This window comes from Ferrimonas sp. YFM, from assembly GCF_030296015.1.
Taxonomy (GTDB): Bacteria; Pseudomonadota; Gammaproteobacteria; order Enterobacterales; family Shewanellaceae; genus Ferrimonas.
In genome coordinates this window covers 818,629-841,793 of sequence record NZ_AP027368.1, presented here as the reverse complement: position 1 = coordinate 841,793, position 23,165 = coordinate 818,629, and the positions used below count along the sequence as shown (strand labels likewise).

21 protein-coding genes are annotated in these 23,165 nt (G+C 61.5%); 14 read left to right on the top strand and 7 right to left on the bottom strand.

What is annotated here, in order from left to right; genetic code table 11:
- The first annotated feature begins 173 nt into the window (after positions 1-173).
- Complete coding sequence (gene metH / locus QUE41_RS04005; RefSeq protein ID WP_502875941.1) at positions 174-3,869, top strand: methionine synthase; 3,696 nt, start codon at positions 174-176, stop codon at positions 3,867-3,869.
- Positions 3,870-3,911: 42 nt separating this feature from the next.
- Here the strand turns inward: metH and QUE41_RS04000 are convergent, their stop codons facing one another.
- Entirely contained in the window at positions 3,912-4,472 is a 561-nt protein-coding gene (locus QUE41_RS04000; protein ID WP_286341646.1) for a TetR/AcrR family transcriptional regulator, read from the bottom strand.
- 104 nt (positions 4,473-4,576) lie between these two features.
- On the opposite strand from QUE41_RS04000, the gene QUE41_RS03995 reads away from it, so the two are divergent.
- From QUE41_RS03995 to QUE41_RS03985, 3 genes are all read left to right on the top strand, one after another.
- Complete coding sequence (locus tag QUE41_RS03995) at positions 4,577-5,113, top strand: dihydrofolate reductase family protein (RefSeq protein ID WP_286341645.1); 537 nt, start codon at positions 4,577-4,579, stop codon at positions 5,111-5,113.
- Between the two features lie 58 nt (positions 5,114-5,171).
- Complete coding sequence (locus tag QUE41_RS03990) at positions 5,172-5,810, top strand: DUF3157 family protein (protein ID WP_286341644.1); 639 nt, start codon at positions 5,172-5,174, stop codon at positions 5,808-5,810.
- Between the two features lie 169 nt (positions 5,811-5,979).
- On the top strand, positions 5,980-6,843 hold the full coding sequence (locus QUE41_RS03985) for a DUF4097 family beta strand repeat-containing protein (RefSeq protein WP_286341643.1): 864 nt from the start codon (positions 5,980-5,982) through the stop codon (positions 6,841-6,843).
- Positions 6,844-6,858: 15 nt separating this feature from the next.
- Here QUE41_RS03985 and QUE41_RS03980 read toward each other — a convergent pair whose 3' ends face one another.
- Positions 6,859-7,410 (bottom strand): Tll0287-like domain-containing protein, encoded by a 552-nt coding sequence (locus QUE41_RS03980; protein WP_286341642.1) that lies wholly within the window; start codon positions 7,408-7,410, stop codon positions 6,859-6,861.
- Between the two features lie 56 nt (positions 7,411-7,466).
- Positions 7,467-8,384: a DUF417 family protein gene (locus QUE41_RS03975; protein ID WP_286341641.1), complete on the bottom strand. Its 918-nt coding sequence runs from the start codon at positions 8,382-8,384 to the stop codon at positions 7,467-7,469.
- A 358-nt stretch (positions 8,385-8,742) separates the two neighbouring features.
- On the opposite strand from QUE41_RS03975, the gene QUE41_RS03970 reads away from it, so the two are divergent.
- The 6 genes from QUE41_RS03970 to QUE41_RS03945 all read left to right on the top strand — a co-directional run bounded on the left by QUE41_RS03970 (position 8,743) and on the right by QUE41_RS03945 (position 16,889).
- Positions 8,743-9,996: a dicarboxylate/amino acid:cation symporter gene (locus QUE41_RS03970; RefSeq protein ID WP_286341640.1), complete on the top strand. Its 1,254-nt coding sequence runs from the start codon at positions 8,743-8,745 to the stop codon at positions 9,994-9,996.
- A gap of 95 nt (positions 9,997-10,091) precedes the next feature.
- Complete coding sequence (locus QUE41_RS03965) at positions 10,092-10,529, top strand: acyl-CoA thioesterase (RefSeq protein ID WP_286341639.1); 438 nt, start codon at positions 10,092-10,094, stop codon at positions 10,527-10,529.
- A 277-nt stretch (positions 10,530-10,806) separates the two neighbouring features.
- On the top strand, positions 10,807-13,956 hold the full coding sequence (locus QUE41_RS03960) for a hypothetical protein (protein WP_286341638.1): 3,150 nt from the start codon (positions 10,807-10,809) through the stop codon (positions 13,954-13,956).
- Positions 13,957-13,968: 12 nt separating this feature from the next.
- Positions 13,969-14,142 (top strand): hypothetical protein, encoded by a 174-nt coding sequence (locus QUE41_RS03955; RefSeq protein ID WP_286341637.1) that lies wholly within the window; start codon positions 13,969-13,971, stop codon positions 14,140-14,142.
- Between the two features lie 2 nt (positions 14,143-14,144).
- Entirely contained in the window at positions 14,145-15,974 is a 1,830-nt protein-coding gene (locus QUE41_RS03950; protein ID WP_286341636.1) for a hypothetical protein, read from the top strand.
- A gap of 111 nt (positions 15,975-16,085) precedes the next feature.
- On the top strand, positions 16,086-16,889 hold the full coding sequence (locus QUE41_RS03945; protein ID WP_286341635.1) for a lipid-binding SYLF domain-containing protein: 804 nt from the start codon (positions 16,086-16,088) through the stop codon (positions 16,887-16,889).
- A gap of 55 nt (positions 16,890-16,944) precedes the next feature.
- Here the strand turns inward: QUE41_RS03945 and QUE41_RS03940 are convergent, their stop codons facing one another.
- The 4 genes from QUE41_RS03940 to QUE41_RS03925 form a co-directional block, all read right to left on the bottom strand.
- Positions 16,945-17,715, bottom strand: coding sequence for a nucleotidyltransferase family protein (locus tag QUE41_RS03940; RefSeq protein ID WP_286341634.1), 771 nt, complete (start codon positions 17,713-17,715; stop codon positions 16,945-16,947).
- Between the two features lie 208 nt (positions 17,716-17,923).
- Complete coding sequence (locus QUE41_RS03935; RefSeq protein WP_286341633.1) at positions 17,924-18,598, bottom strand: ChrR family anti-sigma-E factor; 675 nt, start codon at positions 18,596-18,598, stop codon at positions 17,924-17,926.
- Positions 18,591-19,184 (bottom strand): sigma-70 family RNA polymerase sigma factor, encoded by a 594-nt coding sequence (locus QUE41_RS03930; protein ID WP_286341632.1) that lies wholly within the window; start codon positions 19,182-19,184, stop codon positions 18,591-18,593. The genes QUE41_RS03935 and QUE41_RS03930 overlap by 8 nt, the downstream gene beginning before the upstream one ends.
- A gap of 130 nt (positions 19,185-19,314) precedes the next feature.
- Entirely contained in the window at positions 19,315-19,884 is a 570-nt protein-coding gene (locus QUE41_RS03925; protein WP_286341631.1) for an LON peptidase substrate-binding domain-containing protein, read from the bottom strand.
- Positions 19,885-20,002: 118 nt separating this feature from the next.
- Here QUE41_RS03925 and QUE41_RS03920 point away from each other — a divergent pair, with 118 nt between their 5' ends.
- The 4 genes from QUE41_RS03920 to QUE41_RS03905 all read left to right on the top strand — a co-directional run bounded on the left by QUE41_RS03920 (position 20,003) and on the right by QUE41_RS03905 (position 23,063).
- The gene (locus QUE41_RS03920) at positions 20,003-20,530 is read left to right on the top strand and encodes a DUF2878 domain-containing protein (RefSeq protein ID WP_286341630.1); all 528 of its coding nucleotides are present in this window, start codon (positions 20,003-20,005) and stop codon (positions 20,528-20,530) included.
- Positions 20,527-21,015 (top strand): chalcone isomerase family protein, encoded by a 489-nt coding sequence (locus QUE41_RS03915; RefSeq protein ID WP_286341629.1) that lies wholly within the window; start codon positions 20,527-20,529, stop codon positions 21,013-21,015. The genes QUE41_RS03920 and QUE41_RS03915 overlap by 4 nt, the downstream gene beginning before the upstream one ends.
- Before the next feature lies 1 nt (position 21,016).
- The gene (locus QUE41_RS03910) at positions 21,017-21,532 is read left to right on the top strand and encodes a DUF3833 domain-containing protein (RefSeq protein ID WP_286341628.1); all 516 of its coding nucleotides are present in this window, start codon (positions 21,017-21,019) and stop codon (positions 21,530-21,532) included.
- Between the two features lie 79 nt (positions 21,533-21,611).
- On the top strand, positions 21,612-23,063 hold the full coding sequence (locus tag QUE41_RS03905) for a DUF4397 domain-containing protein (protein ID WP_286341627.1): 1,452 nt from the start codon (positions 21,612-21,614) through the stop codon (positions 23,061-23,063).
- The last annotated feature ends 102 nt before the right edge of the window (positions 23,064-23,165 follow it).

Here is a 23,165-nt window from a genome sequence, read left to right as displayed (position 1 = left end):
AATGGTGATGTCAGGGAAATCATGACCCAAAGCGCAGGGAAATCCAAGGGGCAGACCCCAAGCCGGAGGCATCCCGCCCATAATCGACCACTATGGCGCCATTGCGCTTTTTTTACCCTGGGGGGCTATCCACGGGCCATCACCTTGGCTAAGATAGACGTCTAAACGTATAAATGTCTATTTGGGAAATTAGGGACGGCGCCATGGCTACCACACTGCAGCAACTCCTCGAACAGCGGATACTGATTCTGGACGGCGCCATGGGCACCATGATCCAGGGTCACCGCCTGGAGGAGGAGGATTACCGTGGGGAGCGCTTTGCCGACTGGCCCTGCCAGCTCAAGGGCAACAACGATCTGCTCTCCCTGACCCAGCCCGAGATCATTGCCGGCATCCACCGTGCCTATCTGCAGGCCGGTGCCGACATCATCGAAACCAACACCTTCAACTCCACCACCATCGCCATGGCCGACTACCAGATGGAGTCACTCTCCAGGGAGATCAACTTCGAGTCCGCCAGGCTGGCCCGTCAGGTGGCGGACCAGGTGGCCGAGGAGACCGGCGTCCCCCGGTTTGTGGCCGGGGTATTGGGGCCCACCAACCGCACCTGCTCCATCAGCCCGGACGTGAATGATCCCGGTTATCGCAACATCAGTTTCGACCAGTTGGTGACTGCCTTCCATGAGTCGGCCCAGGCCCTGATGGAGGGCGGCGCCGACATCCTGCTGGTGGAGACGGTGTTCGATACCCTCAACGCCAAGGCGGCCCTGTTTGCCATCGACACCCTGTTCGAGGAGCTGGGTCGCTCCCTGCCGGTGATGATCTCCGGCACCATCACCGATGCCTCGGGGCGTACCCTCACCGGCCAGACCACCGAAGCCTTCTACAACTCCCTGACCCACATCCAACCGGTGGCCATTGGCCTCAACTGCGCCCTGGGTCCCAAGGAGCTCTCCCCCTATGTGGAGGAATTGGCACGCATCAGTGAGTTTCCGGTGTCGGCCCACCCCAATGCCGGCCTGCCCAACGAATTCGGCGAGTACGACGAAACCCCGGAGCAGATGGCCGAGATCATCGGCCAATGGGCCTCTGAGGGCTGGCTGAACATCGTCGGCGGCTGCTGCGGCACCACTCCGGAGCACATCAGTGCCATCAAGGCGGCGGTGGATCAGTACGCCCCCAGGCGTGCCCCGCAGATCCCGGTGGCCTGTCGCCTGGCCGGCCTGGAGCCCTGCACCATCGACGCCGACGCCCTGTTCGTCAACGTCGGCGAGCGCACCAATGTCACCGGCTCCGCCCGTTTCCTGCGGCTGATCAAGGAGGGGGATTACGAAACCGCCCTCTCCGTGGCCCGCCAGCAGGTGGAGAACGGCGCCCAGATCATCGACATCAACATGGATGAGGGGATGCTCGACGGCGTCGCCGCCATGGAGCGCTTCCTCAAGCTGATCGCCTCCGAGCCGGAGATCGCCCGGGTACCGATCATGATCGACTCCTCCAAGTGGGAGGTGATCGAGGCCGGCCTCAAGTGCATCCAGGGCAAGGGGGTGGTCAACTCCATCTCCCTCAAGGAGGGGGAAGAGGCCTTCATCCAGCAGGCGAAGCTGATCCGCCGCTACGGCGCCGCCGCCATCGTCATGGCCTTCGACGAGCAGGGCCAGGCGGACACCTATGAGCGCAAGGTGGAGATCTGCACCCGTGCCTACCGGGTGCTCACCGACAAAGTGGGCTTCCCGCCCCAGGACATCATCTTCGATCCCAATATCTTCGCCATCGCCACCGGCATCGAGGAGCACGACAACTACGCCGTGGACTTCATCGAGGCCACCCGCACCATCAAGCAGACCCTGTCCCACGCGATGATCTCCGGCGGCGTCTCCAACGTCTCCTTCTCCTTCCGGGGCAACAACCCGGTAAGGGAAGCGATCCACGCGGTGTTCCTCTACCACGCCATCCACGCCGGCCTCACCATGGGGATCGTCAACGCCGGCCAGTTGGCAATCTACGACGACATTCCGGATGAGCTGCGGGAGCGGGTGGAGGATGTGGTGCTCAATCGCCGCCCGGACGGCACAGAGCGATTGCTGGCCGTGGCCGAAAAGTACCGGGGCGACGGCGCCGCCGAAGCGGATCCCAGAGACGCTGAGTGGCGCAGCTGGCCGGTGACCAAGCGGCTGGAGCACGCCCTGGTGAAGGGGATCACCGACTTTATCGAAGAGGACACCGAACAGGCCCGCCTGGAAGCGGACGCCCCCCTCCAGGTGATCGAGGGCCCGCTGATGGATGGCATGAATGTGGTGGGGGATCTGTTCGGCGACGGCAAAATGTTCCTGCCTCAGGTGGTGAAATCCGCCCGGGTGATGAAACAGGCGGTGGCCTACCTGACTCCCTACATCGAAGAGAGCAAGCAGGAGGTCAGCAGCGCCGGCAAGATCGTCATGGCCACGGTGAAAGGGGATGTGCACGACATCGGCAAGAACATCGTCGCCGTGGTGCTGCAGTGCAACGGCTACGAGGTGATCGACCTGGGAGTCATGGTGCCGGTGGAGAAGATCATCGAGACCGCCATTGCCGAAAACGCCGACGCCATCGGCATGTCCGGACTGATCACCCCCTCTCTGGATGAGATGATCCACAACGTCAAGGCGTTCCAGAAGGCGGGACTGACGATCCCCTGCTTTATCGGCGGGGCGACCACCTCGAAGATCCACACCGCGGTGAAGATCCATCAGCACTACCCCCACGGCGCCATCTATGTGCCGGACGCCTCCCGTACCGTGCCTGTGGTGGCCAAGCTGATCGATAAGAATCAGCGCCAGGGCTTCGTAGAGCAGGTGTACGCCGAGTATGGCGAACTCAAGGCGCGCCGGGAAGCCCAGGGCCGGCGTAAGACCCTGGTTTCTCTGGAGCAGGCCAGGGCCAACCGCAACGCCATCGACTGGCACAACCACCAGCCTTGCAAGCCCAAGCAAACCGGGGTGCGGGTGTTCAAGGAGTATCCGCTGACCGACCTGCTGGAGCGCATCGACTGGACCCCCTTCTTCCGCAGCTGGGGCCTGCACGGTCGCTTCCCGGATATCCTCGAGGATCCCAAGGTGGGTGAAGAGGCCAGCGAGCTCTACGCCAACGGTCAGAAGATGTTGGAGACCCTCATTGATCAGCAGTGGCTCAAAGCCGCCGCGGTGATCGGCCTGTTCCCCGCCAACACCACGGATGTGGATGACATCGAACTCTACGCCGACGACGGCCGCGAGACCGCCATCGCCAAATTGCATATGCTGCGCCAGCAGATAGAGCGCGCGGGCAACCACAACTTTGCCCTGTCCGACTTCGTGGCCCCCAAAGAGAGCGGCAAGAAAGACTACATGGGCGCCTTCGCGGTCACCGCCGGCATCGGCATCGAACCCCATGTGGCACGCTTCGAAGCGGCCGGCGACGACTACAACGCCATCATGTTAAAGGCCCTGGCGGATCGCCTGGCGGAAGCCCTGGCGGAGCGGATGCATGAGCGGGTGCGCAAGGAGTTCTGGGGCTATGACGCCGCCGAGCAGCTGGATAACGAGTCGCTGATCCGCGAGCGTTACAAGGGGATTCGTCCGGCCCCGGGCTACGCTGCCTGTCCGGATCACACCGAGAAGGGCACCCTGTGGCAGCTGCTGCAACCGGATCACCACATCGGCCTCGATATCACCGAGAGCTTTGCCATGTACCCCACCGCGGCGGTTTCCGGCTGGTACTTCGCCCACCCCGAATCCCGCTACTTCGGCGTGACCGACATCGGCGAGGACCAGCTGCAGGATTACGCCCGGCGCAAGGGCTGGAGCGAGGCGCAGGCGCGCAAATGGCTGGCGCCATTGCTGCACGGCTAAGCAGACAACACCCACAAGGGCGCCTCTGGCGCCCTGTTTTTTTCAGGCCCTGGCCTCCAGGGCATCCAGGTAGAAGTTCAGTGGTCCCTCAAGATGGCCGTCATCCTCCAGGCCACCGCAGCTGTTGCAGTGGATCGCCAGGGCGAAGCCATGGAGGTAATCCACCAGCAATGCCATGGCATGGCCTCGCTGCGTCTCATTCAGGCTCAGGGGGGCCACCGCCTGGTCAAAGCGCGCCATGAACACCTGAGCCGGTCCCGAGGTGGACATCCCCAACAGGGTTTCCAGCAAGCCGCCATGGCGACGCAACAGGGAAAGGTAGCTCTGGCTCAACCGCGTCAGCTCCTGTCGCCAGGGCTGACCCTCTTGCGGCGTATAGATGCCCGAGACCAGTTGGCAACACAGGGCTTCCAGCAGGGCGCCCTTGTTGGGGAAGTAGTGGTACAGGGCCATCACGTCCACCTCCAGCTCTCCCCCAAGCTTCCTTAAACTCGGCACCTTACCCTCCTGTCCCAGCAGCGAAGCCGCCGCCTCCAGAATGCGCTCCCTGGACAGGGCCGCTCCTCCCTGAGGCCGGCCACGACGTTTCCCCTTGACAGTCAAAACTCTCTCCAGCTAGTCTGAAAATACAATTTCTACAGTGTAGAATAACCATCCATCAAAGCCAAGCAGAACCTGAGTGGCCACCTGCAATGAACGGAGAGAACATGAGCAACATCGTCTTTATCGGAACCAGTCTGGACAACTACATCGCCGACAAACAGGGCGGACTGGAGTGGCTGACCACCCTGCCCAACCCGGAGCAGGACGACTGCGGCTTCGGCGCCTTTATGGCATCGGTGGATGCCCTGGTGATGGGGCGTAACACCTTTGACACCGTGTGTGGTTTTGAAGGGGAGTGGCCTTACAGCAAGCCGGTGTTTGTCCTGAGCCGAACCCTAAGTACCCTCCCCGAAACGCTAAAGGGCAAGGCTGAACTGATCCAGGGCTTGCCAGCGGAGGTCACCCGCCAACTCAATGACAGGGGATTTCAGCGGCTCTACATCGACGGGGGCCAGACCATCCAGAGCTTCCTGGAGGCGGATCTCATCGATGAGATGATCATCAGTCAGCTGCCGGTGCTGCTGGGCGGCGGCACGCCCCTGTTTGGCGACCTCGCCACCCCCCTGTGGTTCCAACACCTGAGCTCGGAAGTGATGCTGGGGGCCATCACCAAGCACCACTATCGCCGCCGTCGGGACTGAAGCATCCACCAGGGATTTCTGGTAGTCTGCCCTGAATGCGAGGAATAGGACTAACACTATGTCAATCAAACCCTTTGCCGCCATGCTGGCACTGATGATGGGCTTCACCGCCCAGGCAGCCGATCAGGTGGTCACCCTGGAGGATGGCCGCAAGGTGATTCTCCATGACGATTTTACTTGGCAGTATCTGGCGCCCGAGGCCCCCAAGGTCGACGACGCCGCGAAGGCCCAGCCGTTGCCTGCCGAGCCGCAAGCCCCTGTGGCCGCCACCGCCATTCCGGCCCTGCCCAAGGCAGCCGCCCCATCCAAGCCTGATGCGATGCCGAAAAAGCCGATGTCCAGTGGCGTCATCGTCCGCCCGGGCGAGGCCAAGGATGTCATGCAGCTGTCAGACTACGGCCTGGATGCCCTGCTGGGCCGGGCCCGCTATCAAGGGGGGGAGCTGATCATCCCCACCTCGGTCACCAACCAGGGGCGCGAGGCGATCATCGAGGTGGATGTGCGCATGACCGTGATGGATGAGTTCGGTCAGGTACTGGGTCAGGACACCCTGCCCATGTGGCGCTCCATCAAGCGGATGGCCGACACCTACCTGCGCCCTGGCACCAGTAAAGAGGGACTGGAGCTGCGTCTGGAGGTGGAACAACGTGAGGTGTATCAGCTGAAGGTGGAGATCGCCGAAGTCGAAACCCGCTAACCCGACCCGACAGAGCACCGGGTGCCAAAACTCCGCCACCCGGTCGCTCCCCAACCAATGGGGCGCTTCCCCAGCCTCCCTCAGCCTCAACGCGTCGACATCTTCCCAGGAGCTTGCTAGCTTTCGCTCAGGAATCAACCACCTGGCCACCACAAGGAAGAGAGCCGAGATGCGAACCCTGCTGCTGATGTTAACCCTGACTGCCCTTCCCGCCTGGAGTGCAACCCAGACCATAACCCTGTCTCACGACACCCAAGGCATCACCAAGCTGCTGGTGTTTGCCGGGGATGGCGACCTCACCGTGACCGGAGTGAAAGGGTTGAAAGAGGTGGAGGCGCGCCTGACCTACCGCTACCCGGGCTCGGCCAAGGAGGCCCAGCGTCATTTGCGCACCCTGATGGACACCTACCTCAAAGCAGACGGCAAGAAGCTGACCCTCAAGGCGGGTTATCAGAAGCAGATACCGGCCAAGCAGCATCAGGCCAGCATCGACCTTGAGATCCGCATGCCCCAATCCCTGTTCCTGGATCTGCGCGACGGTGGCGGCGATATCCGCATCACTGGCGTTCGTAAAGGAGGCAGGGTGATCGATGGCCCCGGCGAGATAGTGCTGCAAAACACCAAAGGCAAATTCACCCTCAACGACGGCAGCGGTGATATCCAGGTGAAGAACTGTCAGAGCAAACTGAAGATCAACGACAATCAGGGCGAGATCCTGGTGGAAAACCACGACGGCAGCCTGGCCCTCAATGATCAGTCCGGAGCCATCGTCACCCGCAACATCCAGGGCCAGGTGAGAATCAGCGATGGCAGCGGCAACATCACCCTCAACCGGGTGGAGGGTAAGGTGAAGATCACCAACAAGAGTGGCGACACCGACCTGGCCAATATCCGCGGCAAGGTGACACTCAAAGATGGCAAGGGAGATATTCGGGTCAGGGATCTGCGTGGCGACCTGACCCTTACCTCAGACCGGGGCGGCCGGGTAGAAACCTCAGGGATCAGCGGCAGCGTCACCGGGGTCAGGCTCTGACCCCGGCTCGCTCAGTCACAGCCTGCGACTGACGCTGAACGCTCCCCGCAACTGCCCAAGCTCATAACCAGTGGCCTGATCCCAAGGGTAGTGCTCTGCAATAGCTTGCTTTACCTCAGGGGCCAGTTGCTGGCCATGACACTGCAGGCAAACCTGGTCGATGACAATGCCTTTCATCAGCCGGAACTCTTGTGGCTGATGGCGCTCGGCAATCAGGCTCTTGGGCGCTGCACCCGCCAGCAATCGCTGCTCAAACTCTGCCAGCACCTGGGCTTCCCATTGATCCGCCTGGGCCGTCTGGCCGTTCCTTGGCTTGAGGCTGACCCGGCTTATCTGCCAGCCACTCTGCGCAGTCAGCTGGGCGGCAATCTTCGGTGCCTGACTGGCACACACCTCCACCGCTGCCACCGGCCCGCCGGATTGCATCGCCGCCTTGAGGCTGGGCTTCAGGGTACTGCCAAACTGCTTGATGACCGATAAGCCCTCTGGCCGCATCTCGTCGGGTTCTGCTGCCCAGACGCCCATGCTCACCAGCGACATCAGGCCAATGGCCACGGCATTTCTCATCCCTACTCTCCTGTGGGTTCTCTCCATGAGTGAACCCACATTATATTAGAGATTTCTTATTTAGCAATGTCGCAACTAGGGTATTTATGCCAGAGTATGGCGGCGGCAGCCAGAAGTAACTGATCCTTAATAATAAAAACACCACTGCTGTTGAGCAGAGGAAAATAGGCATCGGCACTCCAGCCGGGCAGGGAGAACAGGAAGCTCAGGGTGCCGAATGCGGTCAGGGCGATCCCCAGGGCGCCGAGGCGTCCGAGGGTGACACTGAAGGGAAAGGCCAGAATCCCCACCATGAACACCAGCTCCACCACACCGATGAATTTGGAGGCGCCTTGCACATCCCAGATCAGATAGGTCCAGCTGAACAGCCAGTTGGATTCCATCAAGTCCACTATGCCTTGGGCTTCGTAGGGCTGAAACTTGAGGAAACCTATCCAGCCCATCACCAACACTATGCCCGCCAGGGCCAGCCGGGACGCCCAGCCTTTGAGGAAGGCTCCCTTGTTAGTCACCCCGGCAGTCTGAGCCAGATGGGCAAACAGATAGAGGGCCACGGCAAACATCGCCAGATACTTGATCAACCCCTGACCGGCGCCCAACCAGGGAAAGCCACCCAGGTCGGCCACGAAAATGGGGTTGGTGAACAGCAGCCCAAAGTTCAGGGCGAAGATCAGCAGTGCGCCCAGGGCGCCCACCCAGGCAAAGCGCCCTCCCCATAGGGCAGAGAGCAGCAGGCCGCCAAACAGGGTCTCAGTCACCAGCATGGCGGTGGCGAGCGCCTTGACGGGCAACCACTGCAACACCGGCGCCCACAGGCTGCTCCCTCCCAACCAGTACTGGATCATCTTGAGTTCAGATTCACTGAGTTTGAGCAGTCCCATCCAGATGAGGTATCCGGAGGTCACCACGACCAGGTAGCGAATCAGGCTGTTCTCGCTCAGGTTGGCTCGGTGAAATTGGCGTATCAGTTCCATGCTAGGTCTCTTGTCTTGTTATCGTCCGCCCAACCAGACCGACTCAGAGCGGATCCCATTTCATCGCACCGTCGAAACACCCCCATTTCCACAACAGAGAACGACACAGGGGTACACATCCTCCTCCCCCTTTTTTAACACCGCCCCGACGTGGAGATTCAGGCCCAAAAATAAACAACAGCCGGGATTTCATTGCCTTAGTTATGACCAGGTCGCAATTAGCCGTTTCCGGGTTTGAAATGCGGATTTAAAGGGAGTAAAACCATGCGGCATATTGGAAAAAGTGACCGAACAAGAGTCATAGCTCATTGAATTAATTAGTTTTTAGATCAACAACCTCTTAACAAAGGCGTTACCTGTGCAAAAGAAAACGAGTCTGCTGAGCAACATAGGTGTTCAGGTGATCATTGCCATGATCGTCGGCACCCTGGTCGGTATTCTTCTCGGGGAGGATGCCGCGGCGTTCGCTCCCCTGGGCAGCATCTTCATTCACCTGATCAAGATGCTGGTGATTCCCCTGGTGGCCGTGGCCATCATCAGTGGTGCAGCGGGCCTGGGCAACAGCCACGCCGCCGGCCGCGTCGGCCTGACCACCCTGGGTTTCTTCGGGCTGACCTCTGCCGTCGCCGTCGCCCTGGCCCTGGCCATGGGGGAGATCTTCCAGCCCGGCATCGGCATCGACTTCTCCGCCGTGGACGCCATGTACGAAGGCAACCTGGCGGACAAGGGCCAACTGCCCACCTTCTGGGCCACCATCACCGGCATGATCCCCACCAATGTGTTCACCTCACTGCATGACGGCAACATCCTGCAGATTCTGGTGTTCTGCCTGTTCTTCGGCATCGCCCTTTCCAAGGTGGAAGCCAGCCGCTCCAAGCCGCTGATCGACGGCATCAACACCGTGGTGGACGCCTTTGTCTGGATGATTAATGTGGTGATGAAAGTCGCCCCCATCGGCGTATTCGGCCTGATGGCCGAGGCCGTGGGCACCTTTGGCTTTGCCGCCCTGAGCACGGTGATGAACCTGTTCCTGGTGTATGTGGCCACCATCCTCATCTACGGCTTCCTGTTCTACCCGGCGATGATCAAGACCCTGACCCGCATTCCGGTCAGCAAGTTTGTCTCCTCCATGAAGAAGCCCCAGGCTGTGGCCCTCTCCACCGCCTCCTCCATGGCCACCCTGCCAGTGACCATGGATGTGTGTGAGAAGGAGCTGGGCATCCGCAACTCCACCGCCAGCTTCGTGCTGCCCCTGGGTGCCACCATCAACATGAGTGGCAACGCCATCTACTATGGCCTGGTGGCGGTCTTTTTCGCCCAGGCATTCCAGGTGGATCTGGGACTGGGCGCCTACGTGGCCATCATCCTCACCGCCACCCTGGGCGCCGTCGGCCAGGCCGGTGTGCCTGGTCCCTCCTTCCTGGTGGTCGCCGTGCTCCTGGCCGCAGGCATCCCCATTGAAGGCCTGCCACTGCTGTTCGCCCTGGACCGCATCTTCGACATGATCCGTACCGCCCTGAACATCACCGGCGATGCGGTCTGCGCCGCCATCGTCGATGAGCTGGCCGGAGACGAACCCATCGAAGAGGAGCAGCCGGCGGAAGTCGCCTGATTCTGCAACGGGCCACCTCAGGGTGGCCCGTTTGTTTTTCCCCCATCCCCCTGTTAAGTTAAAACACCCAATCTAAACGGACGTTTGAATTTATCATGGAGAGTTTCACTCAAACCTTTCCCATCCACACCCCTATCCAGGTTGCCTGGGGAGAGATGGATGCCCTGCAACACGTCAATAACGTGGTCTATTTCCGCTACTTCGAGACCGCCCGCATCGACTTCTTCAATCAGATCGGTCTGATGGAGGAGCTGAAGAAAACCGGCATCGGCCCCATCCTGGCGGAAACCCGCTGCCGCTTTAAGCGCCCCCTGTTCTTTCCCGATTCCGTGCTGGTGGGCACCCGCATCACTGAGCTGAGCGACGACAGGTTCACCATGGAGTATCAGGTATTCAGCCAGAGCCAACGGGCGGTCACCTCGGTGGGCAGTGCCGAAGTGGTGGTGTACGACTTCCACAACAACCGGAAAACCGTCATGCCCGAGCAGATTCGCCGCCAGCTGCAACAGTACCTGATAACAGAAACCGCGTGATCGCCAGCGGACCCACGCCAACGGTTCGACGGTACCCCTTGCCGAGGTACCGTACTTGAACCAGCGACGCCACCTTGGGCTAAGGTTTCCCTCCCCGTCGGCAATCTGAGCCAGCCCGAACCGTCAATGGCCAGAAACCCTCTGGAAACATTCGATCAACATACTGATTTATAATAACTTTAATCCTAAAGAATGGTTGCTCGCCCGTCGATTATTGATACCATTCCTGACCAGTTTTGGCACCAGACCACTCTCAGCAACCAGACCACGGGCCCCCATGAACCAGTTTGACAAACAGATCCTCATCCCCCTCGACCCCAGCAATCAGGACAGCCTGCGCGCGGCACTGGGCCGCTACCGCGAGCTGCTCGATTCAGGAGAAGCGTTCCGCCAGGAGATGGGGCTGATGCTCAACGTGGAGTTTGTCGCCCAGCAGGGCGGGGAGCCGCGGCGGCTGCAACCGTCCGACGCCGGCGAGATGGAGCGCCTGCTCGCCTTCGCCATGACCTGCGTGCGTGGCGGCATGCCCACCCGGGTGGGCGACGCCGATGAGATCTACTTCAGCGAAGCGATCTTGTTTGCCGCCGCCCTGGCGCATCCGCAGTTAAAGGAGGAGGTGGTGGCCACCGCCGAAGCGATGGTGGCCTTTGCCCGCCGTCGCAACGACACCAGCGACATGTGGCTGGACGACTGTCACCTGTTTGGCCTGGAAGCCCTGTATATGCTGGCGGTAGAGCATGATGAGTGCGCCTGGCTGCTGGCTGGTTTTTTCATCCCCTACTGGGACACCGAGCACGAGGGCTCCCACAACAAGCTGATGGCGCTGCTGGTGCAGAGTTGCGGTTGGTCGAGGGACCTGCTCAAAGCCTATGTCTACTGCGACAATCCCCAGGTGCGCCGCTCCTTCAACCATACGGATGCCCACGCCGACCTGGCAGACTACCTGCAACAACACCCACAGGAGTACCAGTGGTTCTGCGACCAGTTGAGCCAACGCCTGCTGCGGCGGCCGCTGCTGGCCTACCACGACCAGAGCAGCCTGGATGAAACCCACCCGGTGCTGGACTTCTTCCACAGCATGAGGGCCCAATGGCCGGTGACGTCCGATCCCCACCATCAGGAGCAGTGGCAGGATGAGGTCAACCAGCAACCCTTTATGGACCAAACCCTGGAAGACGCGGCGCTGGAGCTGTTCCAGGCCATCGAGGCGCAAGCCCGGCAGCCTCTGGTGGTGGTGGCCGAGGCCCACCTGGAGGAGAGGGACCAGGGCTGCCTGTTCGGCGACCAGTTCGGCAACGCCCTCACCTTTATCGGCGCTCTGGAGCAGGGCCCCCGACTGCGCGCCTACGTCCAGAGAGAGCTGGATGACGCCGAGGGTATCGCCCTGCTGGAGAGCCTGGCCGCCTTCGACTTCGGCGCCATCGGCCGCTATGAGCATGGGGGCGCGGAAGCCTTCCAGGAAAACCTGTCCCTGTGGCTGAGCCGCCCCTTTGCCCAGGAAGATGTGGTGGCGACCTTCCCCTACTACTTCGAACAGCTGCTCAATGAGGCGCAGCCGCAGGAGAAACTGCTTAGACTGCTGGATCTGTTCTGGCGACTGCTGGGGCGCCCGCAGTTCCCGAGACGGATGACCGAAACCCTGGTGGATGAACATGGCCTCCTGAGCGAAACGGAGTATGCCAGGCGCTATCAACAGGATCCTCGCGGCGAGGAGCAGCATCAGCAGGCCCTGGCCGAGGATCTTGAGGAGCTGTGGGGCGATGAGCTGGAACTGGACGAACTGAAGGAGCTGGACCAGCGCACCCGCGCCAACCCGGGACTGCTGGCCCCGGAGGCCTGGCCAAAAACCCTGGGGACCGCGACCTACGCCGCCTGGTGCGCCCAGGATATCGAGGTGGCCGACGGCGCCGCCCAGCGGATGACCGCCTGGCTGGATCACCACCTGATGCCGATGCTGTGTGAACAGATCTGTGAGCGGGGTGAGGAGGAGGCGCTGCCCGAGGCGCTGCACCACTACCTGACCGAAGCGGAGCCGGCCCCCTTCGACCAGGAGCGCCACCGGCAGATGGCGAAACTGCTGGCCGAACCGCTGTATCAGGACGGCGGCAGCACCGGTCCGCAGATCTCCGCCCAGCAGCCCGCCTACGCCTTGCTCAACTACGACGATGGCTTTCAGTTTGGGCTTAACTGCCTGTTCTGGATTCAGATTGCCAGCTGGCTGGGGAGGACGCCGGTACGTCTTGAGCGCCTGAGCCACCGACTGTTGCAACTGATGCTGACCCTGGCCCCCCAGAAGGTCATCGGCCTGCTGAGCAAACCCTACTCCGACTACCCGCTCTATCAGGGGATCAACGATGTCGAAGTGGAGCACACCCTGCACCGCCAGCTGAGCAAGTGCGGCGTCAGTGACCGCGAGCTGGAGGTGTTCCAGCTGTGCAGTGACCAGCAGCTGGCCTGCTACCGCCCGGCGGATGCGCGCTTCTGGCAACGCTATGTGTCGATGCTGGATCACTACGGCGAGGCCCGCCCCGATGACCGCTCCATGCTGGGCGCCTCCGCCTGGAACCAGTATCAACAGATGCTGCAGGTGCTGCGACGACGTGAGGACCGGGAGCGGCTGCAGTTCTACCGCGATCTGAAGAGCCGCCACCCCGAGGCGTTGCTGCCCCAGTGGCTGGAGGAGGAGTTCACCCAGGCCCTCACCGGCTACCTGGCGAGCAACGCCGAGGTGGAGGAGGATCTGGACTGGCTGGAGCGGCCGACCCGCCGCCGTCAACTTGCCAATGACAGTGCCGCCAAGGTGCTGGCCTACCTCAACGGCGACGCCGACAGGCAACAGGCGCAGACAACACTGGCCACCTCCCTCAGCCAGGAGCTCAACTCCAGGACCGACGTCGAGAGCCGCCTGGGGCCCCAGTACTACCTGTGGGGCCTGTTGGATGACGCCCGCAGCGACCGGCTGCTGACCCTGCTGCTCAACCACCACGTCTCCGCCCTGAAGCTGCTGTCAGCCGAGCCGCTGACCGACCTCTATGTGGCCCAGCAGATCACTCAGGGCGAGCTGACCATGGAGGAGCGCTGGCAGCACCTGCAAGTGGGTCACATCACCATCCGCGACCCCAACGCCCGCCAGGCACTGGTGCGGCGCGCAGCTGAATGGGCGCTACGGCGGTTGCGGCAGCTGGACATCCCCGAAGGGGTTCGGGTCGCCTTCGCCTTCCACTCAGGGGCGGACGACTACCTCAGAGAGACCGTCAGCCGCAAGGCACTGCCGCAGATGAGCCTCTACCTTAGCGGCAAGGATCGCCAGGCCCTGGCCCAGCGCCTGCATGAGCTGGGGCTGACCGAGCCCGGACTGATCAGCATGCTGAAGGACAGCTCAAAAGGGGTGCGACTGCTGGCCAAACGCCTGCTGGGCAGAGAGTAGAGGCCCAGCATCATGGCAACAGCAAACGGCGACCTGGATATCCACCTGAGCGACAGCTGCGCCCCACTGCGGCCAGTGCAGTGGCAAACCGGGCTGAGCCTCGACAACCGCCGCCTGATTTACCGGCATCCCGATCACCAAGGTAGCCAGGCCCTGCCCTGGCCCTTCAGCGGCAAGGACGATTGACCATGACCCTCTCCTATCAACTCAGGGCTGTCTCCCTCGATTACGTGGGCGACATCCAGATCCAGGTGCTGGAGAACAGCAGCCCAGCCAGGCTGCTGTGGCAGTGCGAATTGCCAGAGACCCAGGACGCCGAGCTGACCCTGCTCGAAGCCATGGATGACCGCTTCCTGGTGGCCGTCACCAACAAGGGCAAGGTGTTCCTCGGCGATCTCGGCCGGCGACAGATGCCGCAAGTGGCGGAGTTGACCTGCTCCTTCGATTCCGCCACCTGGCTGGAGCCGGCGCAGCAACGGCTGTGGCTGGCTGGCCACTTCCGCCAGCAACCGCTCAAAGGGCGCCGCCTGTTGGCCCTGGATCTGATGACAGGCACTCTGGCTGCTGATTGGCCCATTGACGACCGCGACCTGGACCTGACCACCCTGACCCGCCGAAGTGACGGTCAGTTTGCGTTTTACGGTCGCAACAGCAAACCAGGCTACAAGTTCCGCGAACACTGGATTCACTCCATCAACCCGGACAATGGCGAACAGCAGCGCTGCCCCCTGCCAAGCAAGCCCACCCCAGAAAATATCACCGTCCGTCCCTGGCTGTTCCAAGACAAGGCCCGGGGTCTGGCACTGATGCCCGCGGCGAATACCCTGACCCAGGTGGGTGAAGACAGCTTCGCCTTCGAGGTGCAACTGCTGGACCTGAACCTGGGAGAGGTGGTGTGGCAACGCGTGGTGCGCCATATCAACCTGGCCCAGGTGGGGGATGAGCATCGCCATCGGTCGCTGGGCGAGGCCCTGGGACGCATCGTCGCCGGCCAGTATGCCCATACCGACAGCGACGCCTGGCAGCAGCTTCTCAGTTGCCTGACTGGCGCCTGGTTCGACCCGGAGTTGCCCGAGATCTGGCTGGGCTGGCAGGACGGAACGCTGCAGAAGATCGGCCTGGACGGGCAGAGGCTCTCCCCTCTCTACCGGCTGGGGGAGCAGGCTGCGAACGGCGGCTGCCGCTCCCCCATTTACTTCGATCACGAGCGGCTGGTCCCCACCGGCCGCAACCTAGACCGGTTAACCCTGGCCTACGGCTTCGAGTGCGATGAACACCTTGAGGCCACCCTCCCCGAGCCGATGGCCGCAGCGCCTCTGGAGGAGGAGCCGCAGTGGCTGGCCTGTCGGCCCCTTATGGGCCAACGGCTGGAGATTCCAGAGACACTGCAGGCCCAACCTGGCCCCAGCGGCTGCGTTCATATCACCACAACCGATCTCCACAGCGCCGAGGGCCGCCAACAGGCCCTGGCGCAGCTGCTGAGACTGCTGCCCGCATTGCAGGAAAACCTGTGTGACACCCAGAGGGGTGACTGCGGCTGGTTGGGGCGGCTGCTGGGCAGGGTGAAACCCAGGCAGGAAGCCCCTCGCCGAGCCCTCTATCTGGCGTTCAGTGATGGCCTGGACAGGACCCTGAGTGAGAAGCAGTTTTTCCATGAGGCGATCCACCACGAGGGGTGTGCCCCGCTGATCGCCCGGTTGATTGACCACTTCAGTCGCTGGCCCTGCGCCGCGCGCCTGGTGGGCCATGATGGCGAGCCCCCCCTGGCCAATGCCGCCTACGCCCTGTGCCTGGCACCAGAGCAGCTGCCGCTGCTGGCGAACTACTTTTGTGCCATTGGCGGTGGCGAAGAGGTCTCCCCCTTCCACATCAACCGCACCCTGGCGGTGATCCGCGAACACCATGCCGGCACCCCGGAGCTGGCCGCCTTCCTGGCCACCGTGCCCTGGCCCTACAACGACGCGACCTTCACCAAGCACGAACGGGATCCCTACGACGACTGGGGCGAGGACGACTGAGCACCGCTGAACCAGCGGCGGCGACCACTGCAACCGCTGGCGGCCCGCTCACCTCTTTTTCATCTGGCGATGGTACACTGGCGCCGAAGATGATTATCGGAGTAAAGCACCATGAAGAAACAGGCACTCTTGCTGGCGCTGGCCGCCACCCTGAGCCTTCCCACCCAGGCAGGCTGGGATGAGCTGAAAGCCAAGGCCAGGGAGCTGGGCGAGAAAGCCTCAGAGGTGGGCCAGGAGGCCTGGGAAAGCACCGCCGAGGTGAGCCAGGAAGCCTGGAGTGCCACCAAGGAGTGGAGTCAGGACACCTGGGAGGCCTCCTCCGTCTGGGCAGAGGGTGCCCTGGACAGCGCCGGCCAGTGGAGTGACGACGCCTTGGAGAAGGGAAAAACCTGGTACCACCAGGGGGAAACCAAGCTGGAGGAGATGGTGGAACCCGACAGCCCCCAGGAGGCCAGGGACGCCCTGAACACCCTGTCCGAGGTGACCCTGGTCAAACTGCTTACCGAGCATCCTCAGGTCAAACCCCTGTACGACGATGCCTACGGCTATGCGGTATTTGATTCCAGACAGTTTTCCCTGCTGCTGCACACCAATGGCGGCTCCGGTGTTGCCGTTAACCGGGCAAGAGGCAAACGCACCTACATGAATATGTTGGGGGGCGGTCTGGCCCTGGGCTTTGGGGCCAAATTCTACCAGCAGGTGATGCTGTTCGAGGATGAAGCCAGTTTTGACAAGTTCGTCAACGATGGTTGGAGCGGCGGCGCCGAGGCGGGCATCCTGGCCTGGAACGAATCCGCCAAGTTTGGCCAGTCTTTCCACAACGGCGTTGCCCTCTATGTCCTCAATGAGAAGGGGCTGTTGCTGGATGCCAACATCAACGGCAGCCGCTACTGGCAGGATGGCGACCTGAACTGATTCCTGCGTCCCAGCAAGCACAAAAAAAGGGCGGAGAAGACTCCGCCCTTGGTGGTTAACCGTACCTGACCCTGCCGGGGGTTGAGATCGCCTCCCAGGCCTGCTGATACAGCATGGTCGATTGCTGACGCAATCTCTCTACCCTGGCCAGTTCAAACTCACTCAGAGAACGCTGTTGCACCAGTGCCTGGCGCTCCAGCTCCTGGATCTGCTGATACAGATCGTGTTCCGGGCCGTTCTTAATCTCGGCGAAGGGACGCAGGTGGATCTGCACCTCCGCCACCATCAGGCTTTCAGGCAACCGAACCAGCAGGTTCAGGTCCCGGTAGCCGTTGGCTTTGGGGGTGAGAAACCGGTTTTTCACTCTGACCACCTCTCCCTGGCGATCCAGCTCATGGTAGGCCCGGAGCAGGCCCTCCACATCATCCGCCACCAGGGTGGTGCGGGCCAGATCCGTCAGCAGTGTTACATCGCCATCCAGTTTGCCCTCCAGCTTTGCCAACGCGCGCTCACGGCCTTTTACGGCGGGGACGTCGGCTTGGGTGGAGGATAGATAGGCCACGCGGTGGGTCAGCATGGCCAACTCATTCTGAGCATGCTGCGCGCGAAGATAAAGGTTTTCGAAGTCTGAGGTCGGCTGAATCGCCGATGCAGTATCCTGGCTTTCGATGGCCATCAGACCCGGCAGGCCCTTTTCTGCCTTGTTGGTGCGCTCCAGTCCGGGGAGCTTGTCTAGAGATGTATCAAGGGATAGCTGAGTGGCTGCCTGGACCGGGGCCTGCCCCACCATGAACAACATCAGCGCCGTTTTTAAAAACTTGCCCATTCAGTCTCCTTTTCCAGAAACCGGACCGCTCTGATGAGCGGCCCTGCTCCTACTCTCTGGGTGACGAAGGGGGTTTTCAAGATCGACCAGATCACAAAAACCGCTCCTCCTCCTGATTCTTCAGAGTTATCAGGGCTCAGAGCGGTTCCACCAGTGTGCTGAAATCGATCAGTTATTCAGACTGTATTCAGTTTTGTTTGGCTTGAGATCAGCCGCCGGTCTTAAAAAACAGCTGACTGAAGGGGTTCAGTGCCCGTGCCAGACCAGAGGTAAAGTGCAAAGGCGCATCGATCACCGCCAGGCACAGACACCCCTTCTCAGACCTGGGGCTGTGTTCATTGGACTCCGAGCAGTGCACCAGATCGCCCGGGCCATAATCCCCGGAATCGTCACTGAAGGTGCCATCGAGGACCAGGGTCCACTCCTTACCCTTGTGAGTGTGCGCGGCGATGCTTCCCCCAGGCTCCATGTAGATGAAGTTCAGCTGATAATCTCGCTGATGGTCCTGAATGGGGGCACTCCAAAGCCGGTTCACCACCCGGCTCCAGGGACCGGCACGATCCACCAGGCCAGCCAGGGCAGGCGGCAGGGCAATACTTCGTCCCTGAAACTCCATCTCGGTTGGCTTTGGCGCCGCAGGGGCCTCCGACGGAGCATCCTCCAGCCTGTTCAGCATCCTGGCCAGCTCATCGTCGCCAAATTCAGAAGGCGGAATCAGCGCAGAGAGCTGCTCGGCCTGCTGCTGCTGCATCAGTTCAACCCGATCCCGGCAGCGGTGACATTGACCCAGGTGCACAGACACCATGATGGCGAGCACATCGTCCAGCTCACCAGAGGCAAACTGTTCGAGTTCCTTAGCGGTTGGATGATGACGGTCACTCATAGCCCAGTGCCCCCTTGGTTAAACGCATCGAAAGTTTCTCCATGGCCAGTCTCAGCCGGCTTTTCACTGTCCCGACAGGGAGGTCCAGGTGTTCGGCCACCGCCTGATGGCTCATCTCCTTGAGATACACCAGAGACACCACCTGCCGCTGGTTTTCAGGGAGGCGGGCGATCAGCTCATTCAGCCGCCGTTTCTCCGCCTCACCCTGCACCTGGAGATCACAGCCGTCTTCGACGGGAGTGGGCTCCAGATACAGCTCGTCGGCGCTCACCAAAGTGGGGCGCGACATCTTCTGCCGGCCCAGGTCAAAGCAGCGGTTGCGGGCGATGGTGTAGATCCAGGTCGAGACATTGCCCTTATCCAAATCGAAACTGGCCGCCTTCTGCCACACCGCCAGCAGAGTATCCTGGGTCACTTCGCGGGCGGTCTGATCGTCGCCCAGGCGAGTGAAGCAGAAGGCGTGCACACGGCTGGCGAAGTGCCGAAACAGTTCCGCATAGGCTTGCTTGTCTCTGTTGTTGGCCACACGTGTCATGGCCTGAGCCAAGCGCTGGTTCAGATCATCCTGGGAGGCAGACACTGTCATGGATGTCTTGGAATCCCTCTTTTTCGTTGACGTCGATGCAACTCTCATAGGTGGTCCCCGTAGCGGCTCGGCGAGGGGCGCATCATGCGCCCCAGATCGGCATAGAGTCTTGGATACGGCGACTCCACTACTATGGATCACTTTTATCAAGAATAGAATGGATTAGGCTGACCGCCATGGCGGAGGAGGGCTGAGTGAGCAGGGTCGCCTTGGCGGAGGCCTCGATGGGCAACAGCTCCAGCCAGCGCTGCAGACTCCAGGTCAGGGAGTCGAGTCCGGGCTGGGAATAGAGCCCGCCAATCTCAGGATACTCACTAAAGAGTCTCGCCAGCGCCTGCTGAATCCGTGGGTCTTCGCCAGGGGCCTCCTCGGGCCACAGGTCAAAGGGGATGCACTTTGCCCAGCGCAAGCCATCCTCATCACTTTCCGTTTCATCTACCCGGGCCAGGGACACCCCTTCTACGGTAATGCCCAGCAAGCCATCGTCCAGTTGATCAAAGTCCACCATCTTCACCAGTGTCACCACACCGAGTACCCGGCTGCTGCCGTCGGCGGTTTTTTCCAGCATGCCCATGGCAAAGCAGGGCTCGTGACCCGCTCGCTCGCGCACCATGCGAAGGTATCTGGCCTCGAAGATCCTCAGGGCGAGACGCCCTTCGGGAAACACGTGGGCATTCAAGGGGAAAAGGGGTAGTCGCATCATTCCGTCACTTGGGTTGGCACAATGACCTTTGTTACGCACAAGCGCTGCCAACAGTTCACCCGGTGATCTCAACACCCGCCCCGCACGTATGTTGAGACTCTTGGAGGAACTCACCATGACAGGCATCCCTTTTACCCGGCCGAAGTTGACGCCACAAACCAAACAGCTGCTGCTGGACAGTGCGGTGTTTCAGCTGTTCTGGTTTGCTTCCATTTTGTCGCCCCATGTGCCGATGCAGATCGCGGCGCTCATTCTCTGGTCTCTGGCCTCTCCCTGGCCGGGGCGGCTGTGGCTCATCGCCGGCGTGCTGGCGATGCTGGGCAGCGCCGTCGATGCCATGTGGATACAGTCTGGTCTGTTCCTGCCCCATGACAGTTTGCCCGGCCCATTCACCGTGCCCCTGTGGCTGATGCTGTTGTGGCTGGCGTGTGCACGATATCTGCTGACGCTGGTCAGTTGCGTGACCCTGCCCTCTTACGCTCTGTTTCTCCTGGGCGCCATTACTGGCCCCCTGAGCTATCTGGCCGCCGCCCAACTCGGCGCAGCCAGCTTGCAATACGACTCAGCCCTCCTGTGGCTCGGCTTCATCCTCTGGTGGGGCGGGGTCATGCTGCTTATCAACCATCTTGGAACCAAATCATGAAGGCCCTTGCTGTTTGCATCACCAGCCTGATGCTGTGCGGCCCCGCCGCCGCCACCCTGCCTCTCGTCGGAGAGAGCAAGCTTCGGGTGCTGTTTTGGGACATCTACACCGCACGGCTTTATGCCCCTCAAGGGCAGTTCACCGGCATCAGCCCGCCCCTGACCCTGAGCCTCACCTACCACCGCAGCATAGACTCGGCGGATCTGGTGAAAGCCACCAAAGAGCAGTGGCAGCGACTGGACTACCAGGACCCGGATAGCCAGGCTTGGCTTGAGCAGGTGGCCAGCTGTTTCCCCGACGTCAGTGACGGTGACAACCTGAGTTTCACACTGGCGCCGAACAACCGGGCAGAGATCGAGTTCAACGGCGAACTGCGCTGCGCCCTGCCCCCTTCCAAGGGCAACAGCCAGTTTCTGGCCATCTGGTTGTCTGAGCAGAGCGCCTACCCAAGATTGACGAACAGGCTCATTGCCAAAGGAGAATAAGATGCGGACTCTGTTTGCCCTGCTGCTGACCCTGCTGGTTGGGTGCAGCGCCGACTACAGCGCCATGAAGACCCAGCAACCGGCTCTGGAACTGGAGAGGTTCTTCGACGGCAAGGTCAAGGCCCAGGGCATGGTGACCAGTTTCAGTGGTGAAGTGGTTCGGCGATTCACCGTGGATCTGGTCGGCCGTTGGCAGGACGGCGAGGGGGTACTGGACGAATACTTCCTCTACGACGACGGCGAAACTCAGTTCCGGCAGTGGCGCATCCGCCGGACCGGTCCCGACAGCTACACCGGAGAAGCGGACGACATCCTGGGCACCGCCTCGGGAGAGCGTCATGGCCCCCTGCTCAGATGGCAGTACGAGATGATTCTGGTCACCGAAGACGGTGAATGGCAGGTCAGTTTCGACGACCTGATGGTACTGGTGGATGACCGGCACCTGCTCAATCGGGCCAAGATCAACAAGTTCGGCATCACCGTGGCCGAAGTCTTCATCTCCTTTCAAAAAGAGTGATCAAAAATCAAACAATTCTGTGATCGCCCCGCCACTGTGCTCCGTAGTTTTCCAGGCTTATTCCTGATGGAGCACCACGATGAAACTCTTACCCCTATCCGCAATTCTGGCCGCCTCGGCCCTCATTCTGACCGGTTGTGATGATGACGATGACGATCCCGTGGTTGTCCCGCCGCCAGAGCTGACCATGAGTTATGTGCGCGTCATCCACGCCTCACCGGACGCGCCCAAGGTCAATGTCCTGGTGGACGAAGCCACCGTGTTGTCCGAGGTGGATTATCAACAAGCCTCCACCCTGTTGGCCCTGCCCTCAGGCAGTCACCGAATCCAGGTTGAGGGCATTCTGGCGGACGGCACTGCGGCCACCGTCTTCGATGCGACCCTGACCCTAGATCCGGACATCGAATACAACATCACCGCCACCGGCCTGGTGGCCAGCCTGCTGGCAGGCAGCGGCCCCACCCCATTTGCCCCAGTGGTTGTCCCTCGGAATCTGCTCACCGACGACCCCACCATGCTGAGACTGCAGGTGGCCCACGCCGCACCGGCGGTCGGCAATGTTGGCGTACACGTCACCGGACCGGATGACGAACTCAGCGCCGCCACCGAGCTGACCGAACTCAACTTCGGCGAGTTCACCGAAACGCCGGTAATGGTGGATACCGGCACCTACCGCGTCCGCCTGACTGACCCCGATGATGCGTCCATCGTGGCGTACGACAGCGGCGCCCTGCCCCTGACCGATCCGGCGGATCTCTTCATCGCCGCAGTGGCCAACACCCAGAGTGGCGCAGCCCCGGTCAATCTTCTCGTGGCCGACAATGCCGCCGATGAAAACGGCAATGATGCGGCGATCATTCAGGACGCCAACTTGGGCAGCGGCCTGCGTGCGACCCACGGCATCAGCGCCGTCGGTGGCGTGGACATCTGGGTCAATGGTTCGGCCCCGGAGATGGGGTCCCCCCTGTACAACCTGACCTTTACCAACACCACCCCGGCTCAGGGCTACCTGGACCTGCCTTCAGGTGATTACCAAATCCAGGTGGCTCTCAATGCCACCACGGACGTGGTGATCGACATTCCCGCCCTGACTCTGATGCCCGGTCGCGCCTACAGCGCCACTGCCGTCATCGACGCCATGGGCGCCCCGACCCTGTGGGCCCTGGAAGAGGATCTACGCAGCATCGCCACCGAATCCAGGCTGCGTGTCCAGCATGGCAGTCAGTCCGCCGGTAACGTCGACATCTACCTGAGCGCCGACACCACCCCGGACGAGGGAGACATCAAGCTGTCTGATGTGCCCTACCTGGCGGAATCCGGCATCCTCGGTATCCCTCCGGGCACCTACAACCTGATGATCACCCCGGCCGGTGATGCCGCCACCATCGCGGTCGGCCCGGCAGAGCTCACCTTCGAAGCGGGCATGCGCTACACCGCCATCGCCGTGGACGATCCTGACAACGTCACCGGACTCGCCACTCCCGGCATCGGCATAGGTGTCATCGGACTGGACGGCCTGGCAGCCGAGTAACCCTTCGGGGAGGGCGCCCGCCCTCCCCTCTGTGCCTTATCCCCCACCCTGTGTTAGTGTTGACCGATTAAAACAAATAAAGAAATCAACATAAAAGAAGGA

Coding starts and splice junctions, on each gene's coding strand:
- metH (WP_502875941.1), top strand. CDS start 174: ATGTCTATTTGGGAAATTAGGGACGGCGCCATGGCTACCACACTGCAG.
- QUE41_RS03995 (WP_286341645.1), top strand. CDS start 4,577: ATGAGCAACATCGTCTTTATCGGAACCAGTCTGGACAACTACATCGCC.
- QUE41_RS03990 (WP_286341644.1), top strand. CDS start 5,172: ATGTCAATCAAACCCTTTGCCGCCATGCTGGCACTGATGATGGGCTTC.
- QUE41_RS03985 (WP_286341643.1), top strand. CDS start 5,980: ATGCGAACCCTGCTGCTGATGTTAACCCTGACTGCCCTTCCCGCCTGG.
- QUE41_RS03980 (WP_286341642.1), bottom strand. CDS start 7,410: ATGAGAAATGCCGTGGCCATTGGCCTGATGTCGCTGGTGAGCATGGGC.
- QUE41_RS03975 (WP_286341641.1), bottom strand. CDS start 8,384: ATGGAACTGATACGCCAATTTCACCGAGCCAACCTGAGCGAGAACAGC.
- QUE41_RS03965 (WP_286341639.1), top strand. CDS start 10,092: ATGGAGAGTTTCACTCAAACCTTTCCCATCCACACCCCTATCCAGGTT.
- QUE41_RS03960 (WP_286341638.1), top strand. CDS start 10,807: ATGAACCAGTTTGACAAACAGATCCTCATCCCCCTCGACCCCAGCAAT.
- QUE41_RS03955 (WP_286341637.1), top strand. CDS start 13,969: ATGGCAACAGCAAACGGCGACCTGGATATCCACCTGAGCGACAGCTGC.
- QUE41_RS03950 (WP_286341636.1), top strand. CDS start 14,145: ATGACCCTCTCCTATCAACTCAGGGCTGTCTCCCTCGATTACGTGGGC.
- QUE41_RS03945 (WP_286341635.1), top strand. CDS start 16,086: ATGAAGAAACAGGCACTCTTGCTGGCGCTGGCCGCCACCCTGAGCCTT.
- QUE41_RS03940 (WP_286341634.1), bottom strand. CDS start 17,715: ATGGGCAAGTTTTTAAAAACGGCGCTGATGTTGTTCATGGTGGGGCAG.
- QUE41_RS03935 (WP_286341633.1), bottom strand. CDS start 18,598: ATGAGTGACCGTCATCATCCAACCGCTAAGGAACTCGAACAGTTTGCC.
- QUE41_RS03930 (WP_286341632.1), bottom strand. CDS start 19,184: ATGACAGTGTCTGCCTCCCAGGATGATCTGAACCAGCGCTTGGCTCAG.
- QUE41_RS03925 (WP_286341631.1), bottom strand. CDS start 19,884: ATGCGACTACCCCTTTTCCCCTTGAATGCCCACGTGTTTCCCGAAGGG.
- QUE41_RS03920 (WP_286341630.1), top strand. CDS start 20,003: ATGACAGGCATCCCTTTTACCCGGCCGAAGTTGACGCCACAAACCAAA.
- QUE41_RS03915 (WP_286341629.1), top strand. CDS start 20,527: ATGAAGGCCCTTGCTGTTTGCATCACCAGCCTGATGCTGTGCGGCCCC.
- QUE41_RS03910 (WP_286341628.1), top strand. CDS start 21,017: ATGCGGACTCTGTTTGCCCTGCTGCTGACCCTGCTGGTTGGGTGCAGC.
- QUE41_RS03905 (WP_286341627.1), top strand. CDS start 21,612: ATGAAACTCTTACCCCTATCCGCAATTCTGGCCGCCTCGGCCCTCATT.